Below are 25,569 nucleotides of genomic sequence, written 5' to 3'. Positions count from 1 at the left end.
CACTGGGATATTTGTCCCCGGAGGAATTTGGTAAAAACTTAAATAAAGAAAATATTGCAGCTTAACTGAATGTCCATTTTATTGTTGCAATTCCAAACCACCCATAGCATAAAAGCACTGCTGAAATTCAATTTACGTCTCACTACCAAATTATCCCTACTGATGTTTGACGGCAGTGCCGAAGATGAAAGACTCTTAGCGGTGTTTGAAGGTGCTTACTTAGGTTACAGATATTCCGAAAAATACAACATCGACACCCAAGACTTAAATATTCTTTTTGACAAGGTTAAAAATCTGCATGCTTCTGCCGAAGAAACCTTTGTGAACTGGATGGACAATTACGAACGCTTGATTAACACTACTCAAAATGGTTAAGGATTCAAAAAACACCCCATTAAGGAAAAGTTCTACCCCCTATAAACTCTTGCTGGATAAGGATACAAAACTGCCTAATCCTGCTGATTTGATTGCTATAGAAGAATCTGACGCTGAAAAATATGTATATTTCGATTATGAGATTATAGATTTTAAAGGCCGTACAATAACCATCCGTTCAGGATGGCGTGATACTTATAATCAGGAAATCATCCTGATTAACGATTACATTCTGGTGTCCTGCAATTGTGGCAGCAAAATAACCCACCTCTGTTCGCACGTTACCAAGCTGTTTACCCGCATGATAGAAAAAAGAGATCATGGATACTTTGAACGCTTTAAATCATATCCTTTTACAGATACTATTTTCTTTAATAAGTACCTAACCTTGAAATCTCATTATTATAAAGATGTAAAGGCAGTCCCTAAGCCGGAGTTTGGCCACATTTACAAGTTTGAAAATGACATTGACGCTGAACGTTTTGCGCCGTACCATTCGTTCTTCCTCTCTCCGGTGAAAACAAAAGAAGAAGATTCAATCTTAGTTAGCTATGCTATAGCAGCTCATTATGATTTTTCTATTCCCTTTCTAATCCCATGTAAGGCAATTTTGAATGCCGAAGGGAACGCCATAAAGTCTTTTGTTAATTTTTATAATCCTGAATTTGGGCAAGAACGTCTGGATTCAGCAGGAAAACTATTGCATGGACATAGCCTAGACTTCAATAAGTTATTGAATTTTGAAACGGTACATAAGCATTACAGACATGCGACCAATGAAGAAAAAGCAGACTTAAGGCATATCGCTTTTAACTATTGGAAAAGCATAGTCCCGCTGCTAAAGGATCAAAGGAACCTGTTCTATCATAGTTTTTACAATAAACTGTCCTATAAGGGTAACCTTCCAAAAAATTCCATGCGGCCGATTGCCTTAACCGACGACAGGGTGTCATTTAGGTTTATCTTATCCGAACACGAGGGGCATTATAAGCTGCGTCACAATGCCTGTATAAACGGACAGGATTTTGAAGTCGGCGAGGTATTACCTGCAAAAGAGCCTTTTTTCTTTTCCCTGAAACATGCACCTGAACTATTTTACCAATTCTTTAGCCCCGAAGAAGGACAGGCTATAGGTGAATTGGTTAAGGCAGGTGGAATATTTACTATACTTAAAAATGACCTTGAAGATTTCAACAATGGTATTTTATCAAAACTTACATTGAGTTATCCGGTAATTTTCAAACTGTCAAAAAGAACAGAACCGCTGGGGCTTACCGTTAAATCAAAACAGATCAGGGTCGAAGATCAGGGTGAATATGTTGCCTTTATACCTTCAATTGTATATAATGAAGGTTTCGACGTACCTGTTCAGTCCGGCGGTACTGAAATGCTGCAATTTAACAAGGGTTTATTTCATGTGGTACAGCGGAACAAAGCGGATGAACTGAAATTTAAAACCTTTTTTATGGAACTGCATGCCGCATTTAATAAGCAGGAAGCATTGCCATATTTTTACCTGTCAAAAGAAACCCTTAGAACTGAACTCTGGTTTGCCCGAACAATCTATAACCTTAATGACCCGAATGTCACCTTTACAGGTCTGGAAAACCTTACTGGCATTGATTTCCACATACAGTTACCTGACATAGCTGTAAACGTACAGGAAGAAAAAGGCTGGTTTGATATTGGTGTATCTGTGACTTTTGGTGAAGTTGAGCTTAGTCCTGAAGAAATTCAGAAAGCCCTTAAAAAGCGTTCAACCACTTTGTATCTATCCAATGGGAAAACGGCGCATTTACCGGATGTCTTTTTTGAAAAATTGGATACCGTTTTTCGAAGTGGTACGATTACCGACAAAGGGGTAAAACTTGCCGGACAACATTACACGCTGATAGATCAGCTTTATAATAAAGTCGAAAGACCTGATCTTGCAAAGATGGTTGCTGCAAGGGATAAACTGTTTAGTGAACAGGAGAACATACCGCTGGTACCCGTTCCTGATAACCTGAATGCCGTACTGCGGCCATATCAGTTAATAGGTTATAGCTGGTTGTGCCATTTGCAATCCTTAAGATGGGGTGGCCTGCTGGCCGACGATATGGGACTGGGAAAAACTTTGCAGGTACTCACCCTGCTTCAACACCTTAAAAATAAAGGGTTTTCTACGGCTCCCCATCTGCTGCTAGCCCCAACGTCTTTATTGTATAACTGGCAGGAAGAAGCGGCTAAATTTAAATGTGCTGGTTTTTCATGGAACGGAACGGGAAAAGGATATTGCCGAATTAAATAAGTATGATCTTGTTATAACTTCCTATGGTACGGCTGCTGTTGATATTACCTTTTTACTCACGATCAGCTTTGATTATGTGATCTTGGATGAAGCGCAAGCAATTAAGAACCCATTTTCACAAAAGTTTAAAATGGTGATGCTCTTAGAGGCTCAAAATCGGCTTGCACTAACCGGAACACCTGTAGAAAATAGCTCTTCCGATCTGTATGCACTGATGAATTTCGTGAACCCCGGATTTTTCGGTAGCCTAAGAATGTTTAAGGACAACCTTGCAGCAAAGGGAGATAATGAGGATAACGAGCGGGCTGGAACATTGCTAATGATGACAAAGCCTTTTATTTTAAGGCGTACCAAAAAGCAGGTAGCTACTGATCTGCCACCCAAAACAGAAATGACGATATGGTGCGAAATGGAACCTGCCCAGCGAAAAATTTATGACAGGTACCGTAAACAGTTTAAGGCTTATCTGAACGATAAAATTGACACTATTGGACTTGAAAATTCTAAACTGTACGTATTGAAAGGCTTAATGACACTTAGGCAAATTTGTAACTCTCCTGTGTTAATCAAAGATACACCTGATTTTAATGGACATTCCTGTAAGATCATTGAACTTATGGAACACATTATGGAGAAAACAACAGGCCATAAGCTGCTGATTTTTTCAGCTTTTACCGGAATGTTAGGCTTAATCAGATCGGGACTTGAACAGCAGGGCATAGCTTACGCCTATCTGGATGGAAAAACCACTTTGAATAAAAGAAAAGAAGCGGTAGCAAATTTTCAGGAAAAAGAGGCTTGCAGGGTGTTTTTAATCAGCTTAAAAGCAGGTGGAACAGGATTAAACCTAACCGCCGCTGACTATGTCTATCTGGTAGATCCGTGGTGGAATCCTGCTGTAGAAAATCAGGCAATTGACCGCTGTTACCGGATTGGGCAGGATAAACATGTCATGGCCTACCGTATGATCTGTAAAGATACTTTGGAAGAAAAAATCTTAGAGATACAGGATAAAAAGAGAAAGCTCGCAGGTGAACTGATCCCAACGGATGAGGGAATATTAAAATCGCTAGGCAAAGATGATCTGCTGAAATTATTTGGATAAATCGCCGGACGGAATTTAAGCCATTACAAATTGTAGTGGCTTATTTGAATACCTAACAGGCATATTTAACGGCTCATTTGCTGTCCCTGTGATTGATCTGTTGACTGGCCTCTTTTCTTTTTTTTCTTCTTACGCCTTTGGGCATCGTCTATATCGTTGGGTGCTATTCCCGGATCATAAACTGGCTCCATCAGGATTTCAAGAAATCCACCAATGCTCTTGCCTACGGATTCGAGCATATCCCCAGTAGTATGAAACAGACCTTCCGCCACATCTTTTATCAGTTCGCTGGCTATTGACTTGCTTTGATAATTTTGTGATGCCCCTTTTTCCAGCATATCCAACTGCTCTCGCTGCTTCAGGGTGCCATTCTTCTGAATGTTGGCATAAGCCATTGTATCCTTCAGGTTCCTTTCAAAATCGAATTTCTCATCAAACAGGGTTTCTCCGCATTGTTTAAAAGCCATGCGGTCAAATTGTCCCATCTTTTTAGAGTGTTCTATATTCCTGCCCTTAGAGCTGTTCATCGGACTAAGTTTGATCCTGTTGGTAATATCCCTGCGGCTGACGATAGCCTGAATATGGATCTGATCGCCCGTCTTTTTCTCCCCACGCTTTTTGGTTCCGTCTTGAACTTCCTTGTCTTTGTAGGTGTAATAACGGTGGTTTTCGAGCTTGGCAAACCAGAGCAGATCTTTGCTGCTGTTAATGCCGGGACGTTTAAAATTGCGAGCGTATTCATCCATTACCTTTTCTGCATATGCCTTCAATTGTTCTTTAAGTTCCTCCTTGCCAAATAGCTCTTTTAAATGGGCGAGTTCTTTTTGGCTGGGGCTGATATTGACCAGAAAAAATTTAGCCTCATCTTTACCCAACTTGGCATTATTACCGTCAAGTGCATGGCGGACTTCATAAGCTTCAATATCATGGCGCTGCCCGTTGAACCAAAGTTCAGGTTCCTTTCCATTTTCTAGGCGGTTCTCTTTTTCCAGATAGTTTACAAGGGCTCCGCTGCTGCCCTTGTTTGCTGCTTCTTTGTTGTCCGTTATATTAATATACATCGTTATAAAAGATCGATTTGGTGCTTGGTTTTTTGAATAAGGTCGTCCTTCTCTTTTGCAGATGTCATCATGCCAAAGGCATCCCTATTTTTGATATAATTGTTCATGATATAATGGAATTGGATCTTCATTTGCTCTTTGCTGGTCAACTTGCGGGAGATTATTTTTATTTCCTGATCTGACTCATTCAATTTACGGAGCTGTACGTTTTGCGAAGCCACCAAATCCAGGTGTCCGGCCTGCATCGTTTTATTGTGCTTTTCCTGATTATCAAAATAGATTACAATGTCTCTTTGGTTGCGGATCATCCTGTCCACTTCTCTTTTGATCGGTATCAAAAGGTCATTTTCCTGGGTCTTGATAAAACCGATATAATCCTTGTGATGTTTGAGCAGTGTGTTTTTTAGCAACTCATCGTTAATGTCCAGCGGATCTTTTTTACTGCGGTAAAAATAATCCACCATTTGGGCGAATACCAGCCGATTTGAACGTCCCAGCTTTAGGGCGACCTTGTCGAATTTCATAGCCGTTTGCGGCGTATATTTAATGGTTCTTAAAGTTTCTGTACTCATAATCATTTAGTTTTTAGTTGACTAATCATATAGCTGTATATACATATATGCAGCTATACCAACCCCTAATAGGGGTTCCTTTTTCTTTTGCTTTACCGCTTCCAGCGGCCACAAGAACCTCTGGAAGGTTCTTGAAACAGCCTTTACGCTAGCGTAAAGGCCAGATGGTGAGGCTCTGCCCAACCACCGCTTGCTCCTTTTTTTTGAAGGAAAAAAGGACTTTTTTGCAAGTTCCATAACCCCTCATAGTTTCAGGGGAAGGTCTTTTAATTATGGCCTTCCCCTGAAAATCTACTGACCGCTCATTTAAGCGGCCAGTAGACCAGGCTGCCCATCTTGGGATGGTAGGATGGTTGATAACGGATATACCCAAATTGATCCAGTTCACGGATACATTTGTGGTAGGTGGCAATGGATGCGATCCGGCTGTATGCCATTAGCTTTTTGCGGGTAACAGCAAAGGGACTGGTAAAACCTCCATGTTGCCAGCACACAAAAAGTGCGGTAAACAGGCTGACATGGGTAGCCAGTATCCGGCTGTCTGTACCCATACGCCTGACCCATTTGCTGTATTCTGCCGCTTCGTTTTGAATGCGTGTATCAGTCATTTGTTGCCTCCCTCTAATAATCTGTTAATGTCTTCCAATTTGTAATACATCATACCGCCAATCTTTGTAAACCGTAGCGTCCCATTGATGCGTAAGTTTTGTAAGGTTCCCGGCGAGATGTTAAGCAGCTTGCGCACTTCGGCGCTTTTTAACCATTGTTTAGCTTGTCCTTCTTCCGGTTTAATTAGTTGCTTGATCTCGGCCAGCATCTCGGTTTTAAATTCTTTTAAATCCTCTTTTGTGATGATCTCTACATTCATAGTTTTTCCCTCCTTAAATTAATCGGTAATGTTTGCTGCATGATTTTAAGTACTTCGCTTTTTTTGAAATACACACGCCTGTGCAGGCGTAAAAAGGGCAACCCCTTTTTCATCCAGTCGGAAAGGGTAACCAGCGAAATGCCTAATTCGTTGGCTAGTTCCTGTTTGGACAACAGGCGTTCTTCCAACTCCTGTACGGAACTGTTGCCTGTTTTAAAATGTTGTTGTAGTTCTGCCCTTACCGCACCTCTGATGCAATGGCTAAGGGCTTGTTCATTGATAATTTCCATAGCCTTTGTTTTGGGACAAAAGAATGCTATGGAGCTTACTTTATATTACCTCGGAGTCTGCGTGGTAAATTTGAAGTAGTTTGGATATGTCTTTAGTAAGTGGTTAAGAATCTTAATATCAATATGATATTAAACCATTTCTTTTAGAGGTCAAGTGCGAAGTAAAATGCTATTTCCGTTTCTTTTTTGCTGGAGTGATGGTGTATAGCAGGTGTTTTTCAGGTATTTTATTCTCCCTCTTTTGAGGATCTTTAAGGTCAATGCCCCGTAAATAATGCCTTAATTTATCCATTTTAATTTCTTTTACCTCGCCTAAATTTTCCTCGTCAACTTCCCTGAAGTACTTGCTAATCATCTTTGCCCATGTTTTTTGTGCAGGAGTGATTAACAATTCTTTGCCATCCGAAGCTTCTAGTTTCTGCATTTGCAGACAAAGGTCGAGTATGGCCAGCGCCTGTCCGTCCCTGATTATAATATAGCCGTCCCACTGGCGGAATTCTTTTATTTCCGCTGTAAGGTCTGCAATTTCTGATTGCTGCTTCCTGATTACTTCGTGCTGATCGGCGATAATTTCAGGCAGGGTTTTTTGGGTATGCCACTGGTCAATGGAGCGAAGATACTTTTGGAAGTGCAGCAATTTTGCCAGTATCTCCATATCAAGGGCATGGCTTGAATTAAAGGGATTTTTATGCTCAATAAAGTTAATACGTCTTAGCACTATCTGCCAGACAAAGGTGAAAAATTCCTCTTCGCCCTCCGCTTCCTTTCCTAGAAAATAATCAAGGTGATATTGGTAAAAGGCAAGATATTCCGCTTCATGTAGCGTAAATAGTTTTTTAATGAAAAGATTATCTTCGTAGCCATTTTTAAGCCCGATGATAGTACCTATATCATAACGGTTTGGATTAAGGTTATAGGCTTCATGTGCTTTGAAATATCTGTTGGGCATGGCTTCGGGTGTTACTTGTATTACATAAACGATAGAATTTACTTACCCAAATTTAACGATTATTAATCCATAATGGTAGTTCTGACCTATTGATGTATTATAAACATTGACAACTATTGAGCTAAATATGGAAAAAAATAATATATTCTGAGCAAGAAAAATGGTTATAACATAATTTTTTTTCTACTTTTAGAGAGTACACCAAACTAAAACTCCATGGATATTTTAACACTCGCATCTACAGCCTTTATACTCGCAAAACCTTTTCTCGAAAAAACACAAGAAGGTGTCGCTCGAAAAGTTGGAGAGGATATTTGGAATCTAATTAAAACACCTTTTACCAAAAAAGGGAAGGACAAAGTAGAAGAGTTAGCAGGTACAGATCAAGAATTATTTAAAACCGAATTGCAGCAGTATCTTTTGGAGGATGAAACATTTGCCAAACAACTAAACGAGCTTATTAACCAATCACAAAATTTACTTAGTGGTAATTTCCAACAGAATATTAATTCTTATGATAAGATCGAAAAACAAATTAATATACAGACCAACTCAGGTAATATTGAAATGTAATGCCAGATCCTCAGAATGTAAGTAATATCGCCCCCGTTGGTAAGCAAGTCAATGTAGGTCAATTGAATGGGAATATTGATTTTTCCAATATCAGTAGGCTCGGACAGCGATTTAGACGTTTAAAGGAAGAGGTTGATAAAGATATTCGTTTATCAGATTTTATGGAAGACTTTAAAAATTACAATACTAAACTCGATGGCCGAAGTATGCCTGATAAGCTAATGGATGGTGGGTTCAGTAATCTTGAGATCCTTCGAGCTACTAAGAGAAAACATATGTATAGTAAAAAGTTAGAAAAAAACAAGCTATATGAAACAGCTCAATTAATTGATATGGAGTTATTTAGCTTAATAAGTCTCTATTTCGAAACCTATATAGAACCATTAATAGATGAGGGGGCTGCAAAAACTGTTGTGAAACAAGCCGTTCTTGAAAAGATTGTACAACCTATTATTGATCTTATTAATCAAGATGGAAAAGATGACACCTTCATGAATTACACAACTAATGAAATTTACGGTATGATATTCTTTCTTACAGGCAAATGTCATTTAAACTGGGCGGTTTATGATAGTATATAATCAAGCATTTGATTATTACCATGCAATCTACCGTATGATACGGTTGCTTACTCATGTCAAAAAGGACAACTTTGTTGAACTTGATCGCCTTCGGATACGGGATTTCTATTTGCTATTTCCAGAGCAGATACATACCATTACCTTAAAAGAGGGAGACAAGGATATAAAAGAATTAAGAGCTCGCTTCGTCAAGCAGAGAAACAACCCTTATAATCAAGTATTTGATAATAAAAAGGTGTTTGAGAAGTTGCGACCATATCAGTTAACAGCTTTACAATGTCTTGCCTCCTATGGAATTATTAATAAGGACTTATTGAAAGAAGGTCGGGTTTCGATTATTTCACAGGAAGTATTAAAAGATTATGAAGGGCGTTTTGAAGATTTAAGTTTTACAGAACAAAATATTATTACAATGATGGTTTACCATTTTTCATCAATATCAATGTTTGGTACTGATGGACTAAAAAGTAGAACTAAATTAATGGTTAGCAAATATGATTACCAATAACCTTTTTGTCAATCGTTTAGTTGTTATCTCTTTAAACGGTTCCATTGCTTATAACGAGGCTTTTCACAAAGGTGTAAATATAATTCGTGGGGACAACAGTAGTGGCAAGTCAACTATTTCGAATTTTATATTTTATATTTTGGGGGGAGAGTTTACAGACTTCGTTCCTGAAGCAAAGAAATGCTCGGAAGTTTTTGCAGAAACAGAAATGAGTGGTGCAACTATAACGCTCAGAAGACAAATCGAGTTAGATGAAAATCGTAAAGTAAAAACAAGAACGTCTATTTATTTTTTTTGGGGAAACTACGAAGAATCTAGAAATCCACCAACAGATAAACACTGGCAAAAATTTGGATATAACTCTTATCCTGAAACTAAAAGCTTCTCAAATGTTATCTTTGACAATTTAAACATCCCTACTGTAAAAGGAGATAGCAACATTACCATACATCAATTATTGAGATTGATGTATATTGATCAAGAATCCCCAACCGGTTCTTTATTTGTATATGAACAGTTTGATTCCCAAATTACTAGGGAAACTACGGCGGATCTTTTGCTCGGAGTATACGATGATGATTTGTACCAAAATAAAAAGGGATTAATTGATATCACTAAAGAAATTGACGAGCTAAAGAGCGAAATAAAGGCTACAAAAGGATTTTTCTCTAATGCGCTACTTCTTAATCCATCGCATATTGAGGTTAAGATCGAAAATACAGAAAAAAAAATCAGTGAAATCGAACAGCAGATTATTACCTTAAAAGCTGCCGATAGAGTGAGGACTATCAAAGCTGACAAATTCAGATATCAACAATTGTCTTCTGAGATATCTAAACAGCGTGGTGTAGTAACCAAATTAAAAGATGATTATATTAATGTACAGCATGAAATTTTAGATAACGATTTTTTCATAGGTTCTTTAAACGAAAAGTTGAAAGCATTAAAAAACTCATCCGTTACTAGGGAGTTTCTGAATAATTTTCAATTGGAGTATTGTCCAGAATGCTTATCTGAAATCAAACCCCACGTTAAAGCAGATGGCCAGGAATCTTGTAAACTGTGTAAAGAAACAATAGATTCTACATACGGCCTAACTCAGGTGAAGCGAATGCAGCAGGAGATTAATTTTCAAATTATCGAGTCTAATAGCATTCAAAAGTTGTTAAAAGACGAACTTGAAGCTATGGTACCCCAAATTAAAAAAGAGACTGGTGTATTACAAGATTTACAAAAGCAGTTCGATAGCGAGATTGAAGATGTAAATACAAGCAGACAGGAACAGATCGAAAATTTGGCAACTGAAAAAGGATTAGCGGAAGGTGAAATTATGCAATTCCGGACGATGCTTGAAAATGCGCAGTTCTATGCAAGTTTATTAGAAAGGCGAGATCAGTTAGTAAGGCAAAGAGATCAAATTGATGCATTTATAAAACAAATTGAGAATCAACAAAATACTTTGAAATTTCGTGTTGAGAATCAAATTAAAAAAGAAGCACTATATTTTTTAACTAATGACTTTCATCGGCAGGATGAGTTTAAGAACGCTAACGATTTTCATATAGATTTTTCAAATAATATTGCTTTCTTATCAAGTAAGTATGCTAAATATTCTGCCAGTTCTAACTTTTACTTAAAGATTTCTGCACGATTTGCTCTTTTTCTAGCCTCGCTGTCAATTCCAGAAATGAGATATCCACGCTTTATATTGGCAGATAACATGGAGGATAAAGGAATTGAAGAAAAAAGGGCACAGAATTTTCAGAAGATACTTATTGAACGGTTAAAAGATTTTGATCCAACAACATATCAGGTTATTTATACTACCTCATATATAACTGACGAACTCAATAAAAGTGATCTGGTTGTTGGAAAATTCCACACCATTGGTAATCGCACGCTTCAAAATCTATAAATTATGTTCTCTTACAATTAGGATAAGTTCATGATTTTTATCCATTTTAATTCTTCCTATGACAACAAAGAAAATAAGAAAATTAAATAGGTTTACTACCTTACCAGTACTACTTGATTTATTAGAAAGGCGAAAACTCACGCTTTTAGATCCAAAATTATGGGATGATAGAAATGACTCAGAAGTAATCTTAAGTTATAAAAGGAAAAAGGGCGTTAAAAATTTATTTGCTGTGTGCCTATCACATGGAGACGAAACTGTGCACCATTGGAAAACATTTTCTGATGGAACAAGCGGTTGTGTGATAGAGTTCGATGCTGAAAAATTATTTGATATTATTAATAAAATACCTGGTTTACGTCATGATAAAATTTCTTATAAAAAACTTCTCGAAATTGAGAAAAAAGATGCCGTTATCGACATTGAAGACATGCCCTTTACAAAGCGTTGGCCGTACCGCTGTGAAGAAGAATATAGAATAATTGTGGAAAATAGTTCAGACGAAACTTTTTTTGAAATTGATATTACGTTGGATATAATTAAACGTATAACTATTAGCCAGCATATGCCTCAACCTATTTATGCTACAATCAAGAATTATTTGAACGCATTAGGAAAAGATGCTTCTAGCAAGATAAGCCGTTCAACACTTTATGAAAACAAAAGATGGATCAATAGATTCCAGAAATGATAAAAGCGAATTCAACAACTTTCTTTACAATTGGATTAGCTGAAGCCGTCTCATGTTGTTTTAAATGTGGTCTAGCCTCTTCGATAATTTCGAATAAGGTCTTTTGAATATGCCACAGTTCATTCATTTTTATTGTGCCTAGAAATAAGTATCTTGGGTAAAATTTACACTATGGCAAGAAAAATCAGGAAAGACATCACAGTCGGGGGGCTTGAGAAAAAATTAGGTGTAGCACCAGGTACGATAAAAAACCCGGATGGCCGCGATGCGCGCAGTGACAAAAAGCTGGAGACACTTCAAAAAGAAGCTGCAAAAAAAACTGCCGCAAAGAAAGTAACGCCTGCAAAAGCTAAGGCAACGAAGAAAACTGTTAAACCAACCCCGATTACTCCTGACCAAAAGACAGCTTCACTAAGAAAAGTTAAAAGTAATCCAAAAGCCACTACTAAAATGGCAAAAAAAGTCAGTGCAGTCATTAAAAAGACAATTAAGAAATAATGCCGCAGCATCCAGATTATTTAAATAATGTTTTTATCAACTGCCCATTCGATGCAAACTATCATCCTATGTTTGAAGCGATTGTTTTCTCCATTCATGATTGCGGTTTTATAGCTCGATGTGCCAGAGAGGAAGAGGATAGCGGGGATATTCGCTTTCAAAAGTTGATCCGGATAATCGAAGATTGCAAGTATGGTGTCCATGACATTTCAAAGGCAGATCTTGACGTCAATACTAATTTGGCACGTTTCAATATGCCGCTCGAACTTGGTCTATTTATGGGTGCCCAGCGATATGCAGCGAAAGAACATCACAATAAAAACAAGAAAATCCTGGTCATGGATAGTGCACAATTTAGATACCAACAGTTTATATCTGATCTTTCTGGTACTGACATATCTAGTCATGGGAATTCTGCAGATCAGGCCATCAACATCGTAAGGAAATTTTTATACAATAATACCAGACGGAATAACATAGCTAGTGGTCAGTTCATTTCTGGCAGGTATCATGAATTTGTAAATGCTCTACCTGATTATTGTGACGCCTTGCATTGGGAAAGAAACGATCTGACATTTTTGGAATATGCCAGTTGCGTAACCGAATGGATCAAAGCTAATCCCATTTAACTATGAATCTAAACCAGCATACTACTTATTTCGGAGACTATCCTCCTATCGACCTATCCACTGAAGAACTCAAAAAAGTGGTGCTCAAACAGTTTACCAAAGATGCAAGCAGTTTTAATTTTTCAAGCTTCACAAACTATAGTGTATTATCGCATTTGAAAATGAACAATATTGGCCTTGTGATTCCCCCCAATACCACCTATCAAGGAGGATTGGATACCAAAGATTGTTCAAGAGTGAGAGAGATCATTTGGGATCTAATAATCGAACGTTACTTAACGGTTGGATCTCACGGTCAGGATTCATGGCCCAACTTTTCCATTACTGAACGAGGGCGTGCATATTTCAATGAATTGAATGCTCAAACAACATAGATTGAACTATGCGAATAACCATCACCAATTGGCGTCTTGAACCCAGGAACGCAGACGATTTCAGAACAATTCTTTTACTCATCAGCACCGATCTTCCAGAAATTGAAGAAATGTTGGTTACCATAAATCTAAGTGGGTCATTGATAACTCAGATTGGAGATTATGTTATTGCCCAGTATGATTCAATAGATTTTCAGAAGCGATTGGGAAGATTAGCTGCGGCACTTTTTGCAAAGGAACTGAAGATGAATCCAAAACTGATCTACAATCCTGTTCTAAAATTCGGCTATTTAACGGAGACCTTTCCATACGGAGCCGTTGAAATTCCGGATATTGCTGATCCAAAGGACTGGGAGTTCAACATCTAAAATTTAATAAATATACCCATGACTCTCATTTCTATGATTAATGGATATGGGCGGCCACTAATCATTAGCGACCGAGCTATATCCGAAAAGGGCACTTTAAGTACAGTTTTGTTATCATCAACAAACAATAAAACCTTTTCACCGACCCCTGTAATTGATTTCAATGTGAAAACGCTTATCATCCAGGACATTTTATGTGTAACTTTCTCCGGGCGCCTTACAATTCTTGAAGAAATACACCGGGACATTAGTGACTTCTTCTTACACCGACAGGTCAGTAAGGCAACCTTAAATGAATTTTTAACATCAAATGAATACGGTCAAGAATGCTCACTTTTGTTCGCTATGGGTGGATCAGAATTTCCGGATCAGCTGTTCGTACTCAAAATAGGTGACTGGATTCACGAACAAGGCCATGGAGATATAGATGTGTTATCATGCGGAAGTGGCGCGATGGACTGGATCAGCTATCTAATGCAGAAACTCAATTATCTTAACGACGATGACAATTCTGAAGAAAGTAGTTTGCAAAACATACTTTCAGCCTGTATGGCGTTTTTAAACCTAGAGCGTAAAAGTACCATAAATCTACGAAATGGATGGGGTGGCGGATTTGATGTAGTTTGCTTTCAGGGCGGTAAATTCCATCGCTTTGAAGACATTACTTATATCTTTTATAAGTATGATTTCACTATGCCCGGTCAGCCCGCAGTTCTTTCCGTTATCCACAACAGTTATGTAAATGGGGATGTCATTGTTCGTCATTTTATCGAAGCTGGCTTTGAGATTTATCATATCCCACAATTAAATAATAGGCTCCCCATTACAGAGATAGATCCTAACTGCTCGTCCAAAAATGTCATATCTTGTGTCCATTTGTTCGAGGGACAGCAGTTTCACAGTGACTTAGGTGTGATGTTTTGGGATACGAACCCAGATGCAGACCCCGCTATTTTTACTACAAGAGAAAATGGAATGTTCGGCATAAGATTTCGTGACGAGTACATCAAACAGATAAAAAAGGCGATTAAACTTTTTTTAAACTAGGAGAAGGATTAACCGTAAGATTTGCGATCTGGAATTTGCTGAAATCCAGTAATGTTGAAAGTTCCGTTTGCAGCGCGAACCATATCAGAGCACTTATCTGCTACAAATGTCTTATCGTCTCTGAAAAAACGGTACATTATAATGACGTCAAGTTCAAGACAGTTATCTGCGGCATCAGGCATCACCACTACATTCAGGCCATTTTTTTCAGTTGCAGCACTTGAAAAAACCAAGCCATAAACATCCTGCTCATAATGTTTTTTATAATAAAACCGAATGGCATAAAAGAGCGCAGTCAAGATATAATATTCGCGTTTTTGCAAACTCTGGCGTCCACTCATTTCTGAAAAATAGCCTAGGAAACGTTTAACAAATGCAAAAGCTTCAACACTCATGTGACTAGCCAGGCCGTTAAAATAAGATTGGACTGCAAAATTGAGACTAGGGCTGTACTGAAGGTGTTCTGGATCAAAGCAAAGATTGATCACGTGAAATGGCTGGGTAACTTTCCATCGGCCAATAGTAAAATCTAACAGGTTGACTAAATTATCTTTATCGATCAAGCCTTTACAGGTTTCAAAACAAGCAGCCAAATACGGAACAACCTTACCCTTTTCAACAGGTAAAGAGGCGTAAAAGACAGGCTGTTTAGGCTGGTTAAAGCGACCTGCCTCGATTAGGTCCGGTCTTGCTTTATTGTACGAGATTTCTGATGCTGAATCGAACAATGCATTTTTTTGATTAACCCTAGCCCTAAACAAATCAATTTCATCTGGTTTCATGGTCAAAGACATGAGCGGCACAACATCAAAAATGAAATAAAAAGAACTGATGGCAGCATTGAAATTATCGTCTGAGACGTCAATGTCAAAAAGGGTTTGAATTTTTTTAAATTCTGATTCTAGGTCTTCTAAGCGGTTATGCAGAGATTCCATAAGTGATTTGTATTTTCCTAAATCTCTTATATCGACTGTTTTCATATTCTATTTGACATTTTTATTTTTTATAAGAAGAGTTCTCGTGTTAACGGTGCAGGTTCACCCCAATTTTGGTTTGGTTGCCTAACTTTGAACATCTCCTCAACTTGGAATTCTCTTGTATGAGTACCATAATCAGTATGAACCATAACTGTTATGACTGTTCCCAATATCTGATGGATGGCATGGGCATTTATTTTGACATCAAAAATATCAGTTTTTGCTGTTGCATTAGGAAACAGTTTAGACGAAATACTATCGCCTATGATGTAATAGCCCTCATGAACGGATTCATAATAAGATTTAGGAATGAGTTCCCTTTTGATTTTGATCTCATATGCAAAACCTTCTATTGATTTACCAGAAATATTCTTGAAAGCGAAAACAACCTTAAACTCAATTTCTTTATAAATACCGCCTTGACTTCCTGAACCATCCAAAACTATAGAAGGATTCTCAATTTGAATAACCTTTGCCGGATCTACCGCTTTAAAATCGCTTATATTAATACTTTTAAGATCGGGTTTTTCTGGAGCAACTTCGGAAAAAATGTATTTATCCGTTCCAGATAGCTTATGATATAATGTATCAAGTCCATCAGGACGGGAAAGGTCTGTAATGTCCCGTCCCTGTAAGCCAAATGGAACAATTTCGTCAGAACGTCCCTGAAAACTAACTAAAATATATTTTTTAGGATTTTTTGAAATATCGTTTAATAAAAGCTGGTATTCTTCGCCAACACCCCCGGTAAAAGTTTCTGCCTTTTTCTTATAGCCTTCAGAAAGAACAATAATGATCTTTTTATGTTTCAACATCGCCTGATGCATCATTTTAACAAAATTTGTAGCCGTTTCTTGTTGGCTAATCATCTTATCTATCTTGGCGTCGTATCCATTTTTTCGAAGATGTTCCGTAAATTCCAAAACCTTTTCTTCATGTTCTTCATTATCCCAACTGTAGGAAATAAATGCATCATCCATACTTATATCTTTTTTTAAACTTTGATTTTCAAAATTGGATTTTACCGTCACCTCCTGATTCTCTAAAATTCCTGTTTTATCCCTTGTACTATCCAATTCCCTAATTTGGTCGAGCCATTCGTTTACTAAGCCTACATAGATTTGGTGCTGCTTGCGCTTTTCCAAAATAGGTATCACCACATATTTGATGTGACGTAAAAACATCTTATGGTCATTGTGATTAGCTTCGACAAATTTTCTGTAATGGTGATCTAAAAGCAGTTCAATATCATAGGGAGGATTCGTTTTAAAGATCATGTTAGCAAATAATCCATCATAATCGCTAGCTTTAACATCGCGGTCGACAGAATGGCGACTATAAGTTCGCTCGCCATAATCGTTGCGCCTAGGAATACTGAAAGTTGCCATAATTCGCCTTGATCCTAAGTGTCTTAGTTGCAAAGAACTGTCCGGTTCTTGTCCTTCTGGAGCAATATCATATAATTCGTTCATTAAAATCACTGATGTTTTGAATTCAGTTAAATATAAGCAAAGAAATCATGCTGCACCAAATTAGATCGACTTGAAAAAATACATTTTGTTAATAGTTGATAATCTTGCTGATTAAAACTAATTTTAGCCATAAAACAATTAAAATGAGTATTGACAATTTAGAGGCAATCGCAGAATCGCTAAGAGGCCAAAATGTAATCGTAAACACAAAAGCGGGCGATCATTTTCCTGGCCTTTTGAGCAGTGTGAGAACGAATACTTCCTCACTTGAAAAATCAATTGAGCTTACAGATCAGAATGGAAAAGGAGCATTGATTTCTTTAAAAATAATCGAAAGTATAGACGAGGCTGAATAAAGATCATTATAGATATTGGGGATCAAAGTAGGTGTAGCTCTTTTACTTCACTGGGTCTTTGGGGTGGTGTTTGGTGTTATTCTCCATGAAATATTGGAATTAGTATTTAAGCATTTAAAACAAAGAATTATGAATGTAGACTATAAAACTATTGGCAAAAAAATCTGGTGTGGGGCCTTAGCGGAGATATTGGTATGAAATACCACCCCGAGATAGCTTAGTGAAGTGCAGACCAAAGTTACATCTACTTCCCAAAATGCGGGCTTGAGGGGTTCGATTCCCCTCTCTCCACTTATAACCAAAGTAGAATACTGGGATATAAAAATATTAATTCTGTTTTGTATATTATAGATAAATTCTTATATTTATATAGCATTTGCAACCATTATTTATTAAAAAAAAGGTGCGTTATTCGGGGAGTTCGAATTTCAAAACCACTCTAACATATTGCAAACGTTGATTTTTGCACTAGGTGAAAATCCCAGCGGGATCACAGAGAATAGTATCAATACTACGTAAAAGCTTGCAAATCACATGATTGCAAGCTTTTTTCGTTAACAGGAATACCTGAAATTCATCAAAATTCACAGTAAAAAGGTGAGTGATTCGGTGAGTAAAATTGGGGGATTTGGAACTCACCAAAAAAGATGTAAATTATTGATTTACAGTAAGTTCATCCATTGAACGACTTGACGTATATAGACTGCAAGGCTTAACTTTGTTTAACCTTAAATCAGTTATTATGAAAACTACTTTCAGTCTTCTTTTCTATCTGAAGAAACCAAAAAACTACCTTAAAGGCGCTGCCCCTATCTATTTAAGGATTACCGTTGACGGAAAACGTGCAGAGCTTTCCGCAAGCAGAGAATGCGACCCCCCTGTTATGGAACACCAAAAAGGGACACGTAACAGGCAATAAAGAAGAAGCTGAAATCTTAAATAGTTATCTGGATAAGATGAAAGTTGGCGTTACAGCATCTCATATCCTTCTGTGCCGAGAAGATGTGGAGATTACGGCCGACACGGTAAAATGTCACTATCTTGGTAAAGATGAAAAGATGCATACTATCTGCGAGGCTATTAAATTACACAACGACAATATGCGGCAGTTGGTTGGGAAAGATGATTATGCTGAAGGCACGCTAAGAAGATTTGAGGTCTTGGAAAGGCACGTGAAAGATTATCTATCATTCAAATACCAGAAAAGCGATCTCAATATCCGTCACATAGATCACGAGTTTATTGATGGCTTCGACTTTTACCTCCATACCTCTAGGGACAACGGAACTAATACAGCCAGCAAGCACCTTAAAAATCTTGGTAAAATTGTCCGTATCTGTTTAAAAAACAAATGGATTATCAGTGATCCATTTTTTGGTTATAAATTAAAGACTAAGATCGTACATCGGGAATACCTGACCAAAGAGGAATTGCAAAGAATTGCCGATAAACGTTTTACTACAAATAGACTGACACAGGTACGCGACTTTTTCCTGTTTAGTTGTTATACGGGTTTGTCTTATGCGGATGTACAGAAGTTAAAGTTATCTGACATTGGCGCAGGAGTTGATGGGAAAAATGGTTGTTCAGCTATAGGAAAAAGACTGGAACACGGGTAGCAGTGCCACTGCTACCGGTTGCAGCGGATATTCTTCATCGGTATAAAGACAATCCATACTGTTTACACCAGTGTGATGGAATGGTGCGAAGGGGTTCCGTAGGCCGCAAATGCGCGGGGGGAAATTTTGGGATTTAAGATTTATTCAGGATTAAATATAATTACACTTTAGCTCACAATGCTGACTATCAAGAGGTGATACTTATAAACTAATTAGACATCCTGAGCGTAAGCTTGAACACTTAATAAAAGAATCAGAGTCTCTACAAAGAGGGATTTTTTTTCCAAAAATTTTCGTGTATAAAATATCATTTTCAATAGGTAAATACTAAAATGTTGTTAGCTGCAAAGTTAAATATCTCCATAAATCTCTCTGTTTTTATCACCCCAGTCATCCAATGAATCAATTAACGGAAAGACAGTTTTACCAAGTTCGGTTATAAAATACTCACTACGGGGAGGCTGTTCAGCGTAAATTGTCCTATCAATAACTTTGTACATTAACAGTTCTCTAATCTGGTGATTGATAACTCGTTCAGTCGCTTCGGGAATCGCTTTAAATAATTCACTGGGTCTTAAGGGGCCATTCCGCAATGCATCAATAATACAGATCTTCCATTTTCCACCAATGACCTGCATGGTAAGACTGTAACCGCAACCATTATATATTGGCATTTTTCGTTCGCGCATATTATCTCATCAATTTGGGAGCTGGAAATTACGACAAATTATCCAATTTGATCTCATCGGAGATACTGATAAATTAATCAGTATATGATAATGTTTCCATGTATTGTCAATTAAAAATTGATGGTTTATTTTTGGCTTGTAAATTCAAATGGTGTCGTCCATGGATTTAATTTTTTCAGATAGCGTGCTTTATAATAACAGAAATTAATATGAATTATAGGAGATTAGGAAAAACTTCATACCAGGTTAGTGAAATAGGAATAGGAACTTGGCAACTTGGTGCAAAATGGGGAGAACGATTCGACCATTCTAAAGCTGTTGATATTCTACAAGAAGCCTACCAAGGCGGTGTAAACCTGATTGACACAGCAGATATCTACCAAGACGGTCTGAGCGAAAAGACCGTAGGAGAATTTTTAAAGACGGTCAAAGACAAAGTCTATGTGGTTACAAAGGTTGGACGTAAAACAAATCCACATACGGCTTCCAATTATAATAGGGTCAATTTAACAAAATATGTGGATGCTTGTTTGGATAATTTGCAGGTTTCAAGTTTGGACCTTGTTTTATTACATTGTCCACCAGGAGAGATATATAAAGATCCTGCTGTTTATGAAACGTTGGATCTATTAAAGCAACAAGGTAAAATTGCGCATTATGGTGTGAGTGTAGAGACAGTTGAAGAGGCTATCAATGCGAGTCAATTTGATATTTCAGCGGTAGAGATTATATTCAATATGTTCCGTCTGAAACCCCGTGAATTATTTTTTGACCAGGCTGCCGAAAAAGATTTAGGGATACTTGCAAGAGTTCCCTTGGCAAGTGGTCTGTTGACAGGGAAATTTGACAATCAAACCGTATTTGGAGAAAATGACCACCGCAAATTCAATAGAAACGGAGAGGCATTTGATCAGGGGGAAACATTCTCCGGTGTTGACTATGAAAATGGAATATTGGCGATGGAAGCATTAAAAGCGATATTAGGCGATGAAAATTTAGCACAGAAAGCACTGAAATTCATTTTGATGCATAAGGAAGTATCAGCAGTTATCCCCGGTGCAAGTAATGCCGCTCAAGTCACAAGTAACCTTTCAACATTAAGCATGCCCGACTTGAGAAAAGAAGAATTAGATGCCGTAACTAATGTATACAACTCCTATCTGCGAAAGAATATAGAACAGAAATGGTAACTAACTCTGAAGCTTACTATCGACATTCAACAGTTCCATTAGATTAGTTTTTTATAGGAATGTTCACGGTCTGCTATTAATATATGGTGGCAGACCTGTACAAGCTTGAAGCAACATTATATATAAAGACACTATAAAGCATGGAATATTTGTTAGCCTGCTTCTGAATAACTCAGGAAAAGGATCAAGAGGATACCTCGGTGGTTGTTAAAATCAGTAGCGGTAAAACCAGGGTCCACAGCATTTACCTTGAAAGGCGAATCGCGTAATTCAAGTGACAAAGCTATCGTATACATATTAAGTGCTGCTTTTGATGGGCTATAAATACCACCTACGTCCTTATATGGAAATGTGGGATCGCTGCATAAAGTCAAAGAACCCATACCAGATGATACATTTACAATCCGCGGTTGTTGCGCTTTTCTCAATAGGTCAAGGCTTGGGTAACCCTTACAGCACCATAAACATTAGTATTGAATACACTGTTCATGACATCAATGTTGGCTGTCAAGGAGGGTTGGGGAAAACCGCCGCTCATTCCTGCATTATTGATCAATGCATCCAGAACGTCATTTTTTTTCCCGATCTCAGCACGTGCCGCTTCAACCAAATTTTGGTCTGTGATATCAGTCAGGATGGCTTCGGCCTCTCCCAAGCCTTCCGACCTAAGTTTCTCGATGGCTTCTTGACCATTTTTTAGATTACGACATCCTAAGAAAACATAATATCCTTTTTTCAATAGTTGTCTTGCAGTTTCCAAGCCAATACTTTTATTGGCTCCGGTAATCAATACTTTTTTCGTTCGAGTTTACTATTTATTTATCCAGAGGTCTATCGAATCCGGTAATCAAAAGTTTGCTAATTGAGGTATTTTGTATGCAAAATTTCGCTGGCCTATAACGGTCATAAATTCATACGGTTCATAATAGTTTCTTTCCGTTTTTTCTCCAAGGTATTTACTGCTATGAATGTAAAATGCTCATCAAAAATATAGATGCAAAACAGCACCAATAAAACTGACAGTACTAATAAAAGATATAAATTTAATACTGCTTTTCTGATAATAAACGGTTCGATTGAAACATATTTAGGTTAAAAACGTGCTCTGCTATAAAAAAATCATATCTAAAGCTCTAATATAAATACTATTTGATTGATTTGGAATAAAATTCTGTCACAATGCAATTGTGCGGAAATTATTCCTTTGCTCCCAATTCAATCATAGAATTTATTTATAGTTTAAAGTTATTACTTGCGCTTTTGTTATTCTAGACCATTTATCCTTGTACGACAAGCTAAAAATCAAGGGATGTTGTAATGGCACTTAGTACCCTGGGGCCATTGGCCATTCTTTTTGAAAAGACTAAAGACCTACAAAAAGTGATGCCTATTTTATCCTTTTGAGAAATAATAAAAGAGTAAACCCTAAACGAGATTTTTTTCGAATTAGCTTAGAAGATGTAAAACTTAATTCATAATAACCTTCAGCGATACAGGTATTAATAACAGGTCATAGATGTCAATATTCAAAAAAAATTGACATCTATGACAACTCCGAACGGAAATGAGACTAAAGATTCTCTCTGTAAAATGGGATTAGTTGATCCAGGGCCTCTTTCGTAGCACCAGGCTGATCGTACAGATCATAATGGCTTGCACTTTTTACCACGTATATTTTCTTATTGGTAGAAGCTGCTTTATTATAAAGGTCAAAACCATCCCTATAAGAACCAAATTCGCCCACTTTATCACCTACAATTATCTGTAGCGGTTGGGTCAATAACTTTTCAGCAAGATGGAAAGCATCAAACGTTACCAGAGCGGACATGCTAGTGAAAAGAAGTTTATTGCAGGAGGTTGGATATTCGCCCCTCGGTGTTCTATAATAATCAATTGCTCCCAGCATATCAAATCCTGCCATGCCGTTCTGCCTTGCTTCTTCGGCAGAATTAGGTGTCCAGTTAGTAATTAAAGGTGCTGCTCCTCTGGCTTCTGCAGTACGTTGTTCGCCCACAGCTTCCAGTGTCTGCAGGGTGTTTGCCTCGCCAAACGCACGGCTGGCATTGGTACCTACAACAGTTCCGACCGCTTTTATACGACGCTCTGTTAAAGCTGCATTCGCTGCATATCCTCCACCGGCGCAAACACCCAGTACACCAATACGTCCCTCATCCACAAATGACAATGTAGTCAGGTAATCGACGGCGCATCGTATATCTTCCACACGAGTAGCAGGATCTTCAAGGTAACGGGGTTGACCTCCACTTTCCCCCTGAAAAGAAGCATCAAAGACAATAGTCACAAAGCCTCCGATGGCTAATCTTGCGGCATACATACCCGCTGTCTGTTCTTTAACACTACTGCCGGGATGTACGCACACAATGGCCGGGTACTTCTTTAAACGGTCGAAACCTTCCGGAAAATGAATATTCGCAGCAATCTGCCAGTTTCTGTTTTTAAAATTAACTCTTTCCATTTTTTTGTTTTTATTATCATTTAAACTTACCACTTTTTCTTCAACCCCTGGGAATGCAGATAGTACAACTTTGGGGATAACAAAGGTACCTAGAGTACCCAGTACGGTATTACGAATGAATGAGCGGCGGTTGTTTTTCATATTTGAATTATAGAGTACAAATATCAATAGTAATTACAGGTTACATGTATCCATATCGTGGTTGGTTGTGTCCAAACTGGATACGGATAAAAATTGACACCTAGTGAAAAGATATCGGGTAAATATATAGCCCACGGTTCGGATACAATTAAATCCGGCTTGGATACATGGATCATAAAGTCAAAGTCGAATTTTGCACCGTAGAACCTAAAAGACAAAATGAAAAAGACAATATTCATTACCGGCGCATCGACAGGCCTGGGAAAACCAACGGCTAGATTATTCCAGCAAAAGAGGTGGAATGTCATTGCCACGATGCGGAGGGGTATTTATCAGCACAACATCTATGGGTGGTTTTTTGGGATTTCCATTGCATTCAATCTATCACGCTGCAAAATTTGGATTGGAAGGCTGGTCGGAAAGTATGTTATTTGAGCTCGGCCTCCACAATATTCATATAAAAACAGTTGCACCTGGGGCCACATCTACGGACTTTTTAAACAGATCGCTGGAAAAAAGTCTGCATCCCTCGTATAGCGTTCTGGAAAATAAACTGACCCTTTCAAACGATTCCATGATGAACCTGGCTGTACCGGCAGAACAAGTTGCCGAAGTTGTTTATGAAGCCGCCACTGACGGAAAAGATCAGGTCCGTTACCTTGCAGGGGATGATACAAAATCCCTGTATGCCAGACGCTTGGAAATAGGAAGCGAGGCATTCAGGAAAGAGATTCGTAAACAGATCATAGGATAGTTATTTTAAACAACCGGTAACCAGAATTCCTATTATTTCTGTAAATTTGTAACTATCAAAAAATGAAAATTATTAATTCTATATCCGAAAAACACCATATGCTTTCCCTGCGGGAACCTTTGCATCCACTGGTAAGCGTAGTTCGGATTGCGGATATCCGGGTTGCCGATGATGCGGTATGGCAACATTTTTCATTGAATTTTTATTGCATATCTCTAAAAAGAAATGTGGCCGGAAAAATGAAGTATGGTCAAAAGTATTATGATTATGACAAAGGCATAATGACTTTTGTCGCACCCAACCAAGTGTTTTCCTTTGATAGCCCTCCCGTTTACGACACAGGCCCCTCCGCAGGATATGCACTGTTTTTCCATCCCGATTTTTTATACAGGCATCCCATGGTATCGAAGATAAAAAATTATGGGTTCTTTTCCTATGCACTTAATGAAGCGTTGCACCTTTCTGAAAAAGAGGAGATCGACATTGAAGATATTTTTCTCAAAATTGATGAACAGCTACATCATATAGATAAACATACCCAGGACATCGTACTCTCGCAAATCGACCTTTTATTAAACTTGAGCAACCGTTTTTACGGTAGACAGTTTATTACCCGGAAAATGGTAAATCACGATGTACTGGCAAAGATGGAGCAGCTTTTAGAAACCTATTTTGCAGGAGAGGAAACCTCGAAAAACGGTCTTCCATCAGTTGAATACTTCGCTGGCCAGCTTAACCTTTCACCCCATTATTTAAGCGATCTGTTACGCTCCTTCACCGGACAGAGTGCCCAGCAGCACCTACAGTCAAAACTTATTAATAAAGCCAAGGAATACCTATCGGTAACCAATCTGTCGGTTGCTGAAATTGCTTACAATTTAGGTTTTGAATATCCCCAGTCATTCAACAAATTGTTCAAAAAGAAAACGAGCCAATCTCCCTTGCAATTTCGACAGAAATTTAAATAAGACAATCTTTCGGTCACTCCAAGATCTTTCTACTGTAATTTTTTTTGGGATTCGAATTCGGCCCAAGGCATCTCAGTACATCGATAACGTCTTGTGCCAACTTGAATACTTTTTCACAAGCGATTGGCTCATGCGAGCCCATTGAAAGCAGAAAGCATAGCGAATGGCAATAAATTATTATCTGTTGTTGTGCTATATTCAGGATTCAAACTTTTGAACATTTCCATAAATTC

Annotated in this window: 28 protein-coding genes and 2 pseudogenes; 19 read left to right on the top strand and 11 right to left on the bottom strand. The window is 38.0% G+C overall.

Annotation, left to right across the window (positions count from 1 at the left end):
* Nucleotides 1-69: 69 nt before the first annotated feature.
* The 3 genes and pseudogenes from BLW16_RS22230 (at nt 70) to BLW16_RS23800 (ending at nt 3,770) form a co-directional block, all read left to right on the top strand.
* Nucleotides 70-375, top strand: a complete 306-nt coding sequence (locus tag BLW16_RS22230) for a hypothetical protein (RefSeq protein WP_090560088.1) — start codon at nt 70-72, stop codon at nt 373-375.
* Nucleotides 368-3,164 (top strand): annotated as a pseudogene (locus BLW16_RS23960) (DEAD/DEAH box helicase); the annotation flags it as partial. The gene BLW16_RS22230 and the pseudogene BLW16_RS23960, both read left to right, overlap by 8 nt.
* Before the next feature lie 30 nt (nt 3,165-3,194).
* Complete coding sequence (locus BLW16_RS23800; RefSeq protein WP_317039986.1) at nt 3,195-3,770, top strand: DEAD/DEAH box helicase; 576 nt, start codon at nt 3,195-3,197, stop codon at nt 3,768-3,770.
* A gap of 65 nt (nt 3,771-3,835) precedes the next feature.
* Here BLW16_RS23800 and BLW16_RS22215 read toward each other — a convergent pair whose 3' ends face one another.
* From BLW16_RS22215 to BLW16_RS22185, 6 genes are all read right to left on the bottom strand, one after another.
* A complete protein-coding gene (locus BLW16_RS22215; RefSeq protein ID WP_090560085.1) occupies nt 3,836-4,831 on the bottom strand; it encodes a DUF5712 family protein in 996 nt (331 codons plus the stop codon).
* Between the two features lie 2 nt (nt 4,832-4,833).
* A complete protein-coding gene (locus tag BLW16_RS22210; protein ID WP_090560084.1) occupies nt 4,834-5,403 on the bottom strand; it encodes a BfmA/BtgA family mobilization protein in 570 nt (189 codons plus the stop codon).
* 302 nt (nt 5,404-5,705) lie between these two features.
* Nucleotides 5,706-6,011 (bottom strand): hypothetical protein, encoded by a 306-nt coding sequence (locus tag BLW16_RS22200; RefSeq protein WP_090560082.1) that lies wholly within the window; start codon nt 6,009-6,011, stop codon nt 5,706-5,708.
* Nucleotides 6,008-6,271, bottom strand: a complete 264-nt coding sequence (locus BLW16_RS22195) for a helix-turn-helix domain-containing protein (RefSeq protein ID WP_090560081.1) — start codon at nt 6,269-6,271, stop codon at nt 6,008-6,010. Before BLW16_RS22195 ends, BLW16_RS22200 begins: the two co-directional genes overlap by 4 nt.
* Complete coding sequence (locus tag BLW16_RS22190) at nt 6,268-6,561, bottom strand: helix-turn-helix domain-containing protein (protein WP_090560080.1); 294 nt, start codon at nt 6,559-6,561, stop codon at nt 6,268-6,270. Before BLW16_RS22190 ends, BLW16_RS22195 begins: the two co-directional genes overlap by 4 nt.
* A 169-nt stretch (nt 6,562-6,730) precedes the next feature.
* Nucleotides 6,731-7,510, bottom strand: a complete 780-nt coding sequence (locus tag BLW16_RS22185; protein WP_090560079.1) for a hypothetical protein — start codon at nt 7,508-7,510, stop codon at nt 6,731-6,733.
* A 216-nt stretch (nt 7,511-7,726) separates the two neighbouring features.
* On the opposite strand from BLW16_RS22185, the gene BLW16_RS22180 reads away from it, so the two are divergent.
* The 10 genes from BLW16_RS22180 to BLW16_RS22130 all read left to right on the top strand — a co-directional run bounded on the left by BLW16_RS22180 (nt 7,727) and on the right by BLW16_RS22130 (nt 14,694).
* Nucleotides 7,727-8,083 (top strand): hypothetical protein, encoded by a 357-nt coding sequence (locus BLW16_RS22180; RefSeq protein ID WP_090560078.1) that lies wholly within the window; start codon nt 7,727-7,729, stop codon nt 8,081-8,083.
* Nucleotides 8,083-8,664, top strand: a complete 582-nt coding sequence (locus tag BLW16_RS22175) for an ABC-three component system protein (protein ID WP_090560077.1) — start codon at nt 8,083-8,085, stop codon at nt 8,662-8,664. Before BLW16_RS22180 ends, BLW16_RS22175 begins: the two co-directional genes overlap by 1 nt.
* The gene (locus BLW16_RS22170) at nt 8,651-9,172 is read left to right on the top strand and encodes an ABC-three component system middle component 5 (protein ID WP_090560076.1); all 522 of its coding nucleotides are present in this window, start codon (nt 8,651-8,653) and stop codon (nt 9,170-9,172) included. Before BLW16_RS22175 ends, BLW16_RS22170 begins: the two co-directional genes overlap by 14 nt.
* Entirely contained in the window at nt 9,159-11,087 is a 1,929-nt protein-coding gene (locus BLW16_RS22165) for an ATP-binding protein (RefSeq protein ID WP_090560075.1), read from the top strand. Before BLW16_RS22170 ends, BLW16_RS22165 begins: the two co-directional genes overlap by 14 nt.
* Nucleotides 11,088-11,145: 58 nt before the next feature.
* Entirely contained in the window at nt 11,146-11,778 is a 633-nt protein-coding gene (locus tag BLW16_RS22160) for a hypothetical protein (protein ID WP_090560074.1), read from the top strand.
* A gap of 171 nt (nt 11,779-11,949) precedes the next feature.
* Nucleotides 11,950-12,276 carry a hypothetical protein gene (locus BLW16_RS22155; RefSeq protein WP_090560073.1) on the top strand — a complete coding sequence of 109 codons (327 nt, stop codon included), beginning with the start codon at nt 11,950-11,952 and terminating at the stop codon, nt 12,274-12,276.
* Nucleotides 12,276-12,905 carry a hypothetical protein gene (locus BLW16_RS22150; protein ID WP_090560072.1) on the top strand — a complete coding sequence of 210 codons (630 nt, stop codon included), beginning with the start codon at nt 12,276-12,278 and terminating at the stop codon, nt 12,903-12,905. The genes BLW16_RS22155 and BLW16_RS22150 overlap by 1 nt, the downstream gene beginning before the upstream one ends.
* 2 nt (nt 12,906-12,907) lie before the next feature.
* On the top strand, nt 12,908-13,279 hold the full coding sequence (locus BLW16_RS22145) for a hypothetical protein (protein WP_090560071.1): 372 nt from the start codon (nt 12,908-12,910) through the stop codon (nt 13,277-13,279).
* 8 nt (nt 13,280-13,287) lie between these two features.
* Complete coding sequence (locus tag BLW16_RS22140) at nt 13,288-13,647, top strand: hypothetical protein (protein WP_090560070.1); 360 nt, start codon at nt 13,288-13,290, stop codon at nt 13,645-13,647.
* Between the two features lie 18 nt (nt 13,648-13,665).
* Nucleotides 13,666-14,694: a hypothetical protein gene (locus tag BLW16_RS22130; RefSeq protein ID WP_139298385.1), complete on the top strand. Its 1,029-nt coding sequence runs from the start codon at nt 13,666-13,668 to the stop codon at nt 14,692-14,694.
* Between the two features lie 8 nt (nt 14,695-14,702).
* Here the strand turns inward: BLW16_RS22130 and BLW16_RS22125 are convergent, their stop codons facing one another.
* On the bottom strand, nt 14,703-15,674 hold the full coding sequence (locus BLW16_RS22125; RefSeq protein ID WP_090560067.1) for a hypothetical protein: 972 nt from the start codon (nt 15,672-15,674) through the stop codon (nt 14,703-14,705).
* Nucleotides 15,675-15,697: 23 nt separating this feature from the next.
* Nucleotides 15,698-17,143 (bottom strand): SEFIR domain-containing protein, encoded by a 1,446-nt coding sequence (locus BLW16_RS22120; protein WP_090560066.1) that lies wholly within the window; start codon nt 17,141-17,143, stop codon nt 15,698-15,700.
* Nucleotides 17,144-17,286: 143 nt separating this feature from the next.
* Between BLW16_RS22120 and BLW16_RS22115 the strand changes: the two genes are divergently transcribed.
* The 3 genes from BLW16_RS22115 to BLW16_RS22105 all read left to right on the top strand — a co-directional run bounded on the left by BLW16_RS22115 (nt 17,287) and on the right by BLW16_RS22105 (nt 19,118).
* On the top strand, nt 17,287-17,499 hold the full coding sequence (locus BLW16_RS22115) for a hypothetical protein (protein ID WP_139298384.1): 213 nt from the start codon (nt 17,287-17,289) through the stop codon (nt 17,497-17,499).
* 742 nt (nt 17,500-18,241) lie between these two features.
* Nucleotides 18,242-18,418, top strand: a complete 177-nt coding sequence (locus BLW16_RS24120; protein WP_394332046.1) for an Arm DNA-binding domain-containing protein — start codon at nt 18,242-18,244, stop codon at nt 18,416-18,418.
* Nucleotides 18,419-18,455: 37 nt separating this feature from the next.
* Nucleotides 18,456-19,118, top strand: a complete 663-nt coding sequence (locus tag BLW16_RS22105) for a site-specific integrase (RefSeq protein WP_394332045.1) — start codon at nt 18,456-18,458, stop codon at nt 19,116-19,118.
* Nucleotides 19,119-19,468: 350 nt separating this feature from the next.
* Here BLW16_RS22105 and BLW16_RS22100 read toward each other — a convergent pair whose 3' ends face one another.
* Nucleotides 19,469-19,807, bottom strand: a complete 339-nt coding sequence (locus tag BLW16_RS22100) for a winged helix-turn-helix transcriptional regulator (RefSeq protein ID WP_090560062.1) — start codon at nt 19,805-19,807, stop codon at nt 19,469-19,471.
* A gap of 209 nt (nt 19,808-20,016) precedes the next feature.
* On the opposite strand from BLW16_RS22100, the gene BLW16_RS22095 reads away from it, so the two are divergent.
* Nucleotides 20,017-20,997: an aldo/keto reductase gene (locus BLW16_RS22095; RefSeq protein ID WP_090560061.1), complete on the top strand. Its 981-nt coding sequence runs from the start codon at nt 20,017-20,019 to the stop codon at nt 20,995-20,997.
* 152 nt (nt 20,998-21,149) lie between these two features.
* Here the strand turns inward: BLW16_RS22095 and BLW16_RS22090 are convergent.
* Nucleotides 21,150-21,787, bottom strand: a pseudogene (locus tag BLW16_RS22090) (SDR family NAD(P)-dependent oxidoreductase).
* A gap of 780 nt (nt 21,788-22,567) precedes the next feature.
* Complete coding sequence (locus BLW16_RS22085; RefSeq protein WP_090560089.1) at nt 22,568-23,473, bottom strand: alpha/beta hydrolase; 906 nt, start codon at nt 23,471-23,473, stop codon at nt 22,568-22,570.
* A gap of 442 nt (nt 23,474-23,915) precedes the next feature.
* Between BLW16_RS22085 and BLW16_RS22080 the strand changes: the two genes are divergently transcribed.
* Complete coding sequence (locus BLW16_RS22080) at nt 23,916-24,368, top strand: SDR family NAD(P)-dependent oxidoreductase (RefSeq protein WP_245735419.1); 453 nt, start codon at nt 23,916-23,918, stop codon at nt 24,366-24,368.
* 62 nt (nt 24,369-24,430) lie between these two features.
* Complete coding sequence (locus BLW16_RS22075; protein ID WP_090560060.1) at nt 24,431-25,336, top strand: helix-turn-helix domain-containing protein; 906 nt, start codon at nt 24,431-24,433, stop codon at nt 25,334-25,336.
* The last annotated feature ends 233 nt before the right edge of the window (nt 25,337-25,569 follow it).

This window comes from Pedobacter hartonius, from assembly GCF_900107535.1.
Classification (GTDB): Bacteria; Bacteroidota; Bacteroidia; order Sphingobacteriales; family Sphingobacteriaceae; genus Pedobacter; species Pedobacter hartonius.
This window is presented reverse-complemented; position numbering and strand designations above follow the sequence as displayed.

Excerpts from the sequence above, each read along its gene's own strand:
- BLW16_RS22230 (WP_090560088.1), top strand. The coding sequence starts at position 70 with ATGTCCATTTTATTGTTGCAATTCCAAACCACCCATAGCATAAAAGCA.
- BLW16_RS23800 (WP_317039986.1), top strand. The coding sequence starts at position 3,195 with ATGACACTTAGGCAAATTTGTAACTCTCCTGTGTTAATCAAAGATACA.
- BLW16_RS22215 (WP_090560085.1), bottom strand. The coding sequence starts at position 4,831 with ATGTATATTAATATAACGGACAACAAAGAAGCAGCAAACAAGGGCAGC.
- BLW16_RS22210 (WP_090560084.1), bottom strand. The coding sequence starts at position 5,403 with ATGAGTACAGAAACTTTAAGAACCATTAAATATACGCCGCAAACGGCT.
- BLW16_RS22200 (WP_090560082.1), bottom strand. The coding sequence starts at position 6,011 with ATGACTGATACACGCATTCAAAACGAAGCGGCAGAATACAGCAAATGG.
- BLW16_RS22195 (WP_090560081.1), bottom strand. The coding sequence starts at position 6,271 with ATGAATGTAGAGATCATCACAAAAGAGGATTTAAAAGAATTTAAAACC.
- BLW16_RS22190 (WP_090560080.1), bottom strand. The coding sequence starts at position 6,561 with ATGGAAATTATCAATGAACAAGCCCTTAGCCATTGCATCAGAGGTGCG.
- BLW16_RS22185 (WP_090560079.1), bottom strand. The coding sequence starts at position 7,510 with ATGCCCAACAGATATTTCAAAGCACATGAAGCCTATAACCTTAATCCA.
- BLW16_RS22180 (WP_090560078.1), top strand. The coding sequence starts at position 7,727 with ATGGATATTTTAACACTCGCATCTACAGCCTTTATACTCGCAAAACCT.
- BLW16_RS22175 (WP_090560077.1), top strand. The coding sequence starts at position 8,083 with ATGCCAGATCCTCAGAATGTAAGTAATATCGCCCCCGTTGGTAAGCAA.
- BLW16_RS22170 (WP_090560076.1), top strand. The coding sequence starts at position 8,651 with ATGATAGTATATAATCAAGCATTTGATTATTACCATGCAATCTACCGT.
- BLW16_RS22165 (WP_090560075.1), top strand. The coding sequence starts at position 9,159 with ATGATTACCAATAACCTTTTTGTCAATCGTTTAGTTGTTATCTCTTTA.
- BLW16_RS22160 (WP_090560074.1), top strand. The coding sequence starts at position 11,146 with ATGACAACAAAGAAAATAAGAAAATTAAATAGGTTTACTACCTTACCA.
- BLW16_RS22155 (WP_090560073.1), top strand. The coding sequence starts at position 11,950 with ATGGCAAGAAAAATCAGGAAAGACATCACAGTCGGGGGGCTTGAGAAA.
- BLW16_RS22150 (WP_090560072.1), top strand. The coding sequence starts at position 12,276 with ATGCCGCAGCATCCAGATTATTTAAATAATGTTTTTATCAACTGCCCA.
- BLW16_RS22145 (WP_090560071.1), top strand. The coding sequence starts at position 12,908 with ATGAATCTAAACCAGCATACTACTTATTTCGGAGACTATCCTCCTATC.
- BLW16_RS22140 (WP_090560070.1), top strand. The coding sequence starts at position 13,288 with ATGCGAATAACCATCACCAATTGGCGTCTTGAACCCAGGAACGCAGAC.
- BLW16_RS22130 (WP_139298385.1), top strand. The coding sequence starts at position 13,666 with ATGACTCTCATTTCTATGATTAATGGATATGGGCGGCCACTAATCATT.
- BLW16_RS22125 (WP_090560067.1), bottom strand. The coding sequence starts at position 15,674 with ATGAAAACAGTCGATATAAGAGATTTAGGAAAATACAAATCACTTATG.
- BLW16_RS22120 (WP_090560066.1), bottom strand. The coding sequence starts at position 17,143 with ATGAACGAATTATATGATATTGCTCCAGAAGGACAAGAACCGGACAGT.
- BLW16_RS22115 (WP_139298384.1), top strand. The coding sequence starts at position 17,287 with ATGAGTATTGACAATTTAGAGGCAATCGCAGAATCGCTAAGAGGCCAA.
- BLW16_RS24120 (WP_394332046.1), top strand. The coding sequence starts at position 18,242 with ATGAAAACTACTTTCAGTCTTCTTTTCTATCTGAAGAAACCAAAAAAC.
- BLW16_RS22105 (WP_394332045.1), top strand. The coding sequence starts at position 18,456 with ATGAAAGTTGGCGTTACAGCATCTCATATCCTTCTGTGCCGAGAAGAT.
- BLW16_RS22100 (WP_090560062.1), bottom strand. The coding sequence starts at position 19,807 with ATGCGCGAACGAAAAATGCCAATATATAATGGTTGCGGTTACAGTCTT.
- BLW16_RS22095 (WP_090560061.1), top strand. The coding sequence starts at position 20,017 with ATGAATTATAGGAGATTAGGAAAAACTTCATACCAGGTTAGTGAAATA.
- BLW16_RS22085 (WP_090560089.1), bottom strand. The coding sequence starts at position 23,473 with ATGGAAAGAGTTAATTTTAAAAACAGAAACTGGCAGATTGCTGCGAAT.
- BLW16_RS22080 (WP_245735419.1), top strand. The coding sequence starts at position 23,916 with ATGTCATTGCCACGATGCGGAGGGGTATTTATCAGCACAACATCTATG.
- BLW16_RS22075 (WP_090560060.1), top strand. The coding sequence starts at position 24,431 with ATGAAAATTATTAATTCTATATCCGAAAAACACCATATGCTTTCCCTG.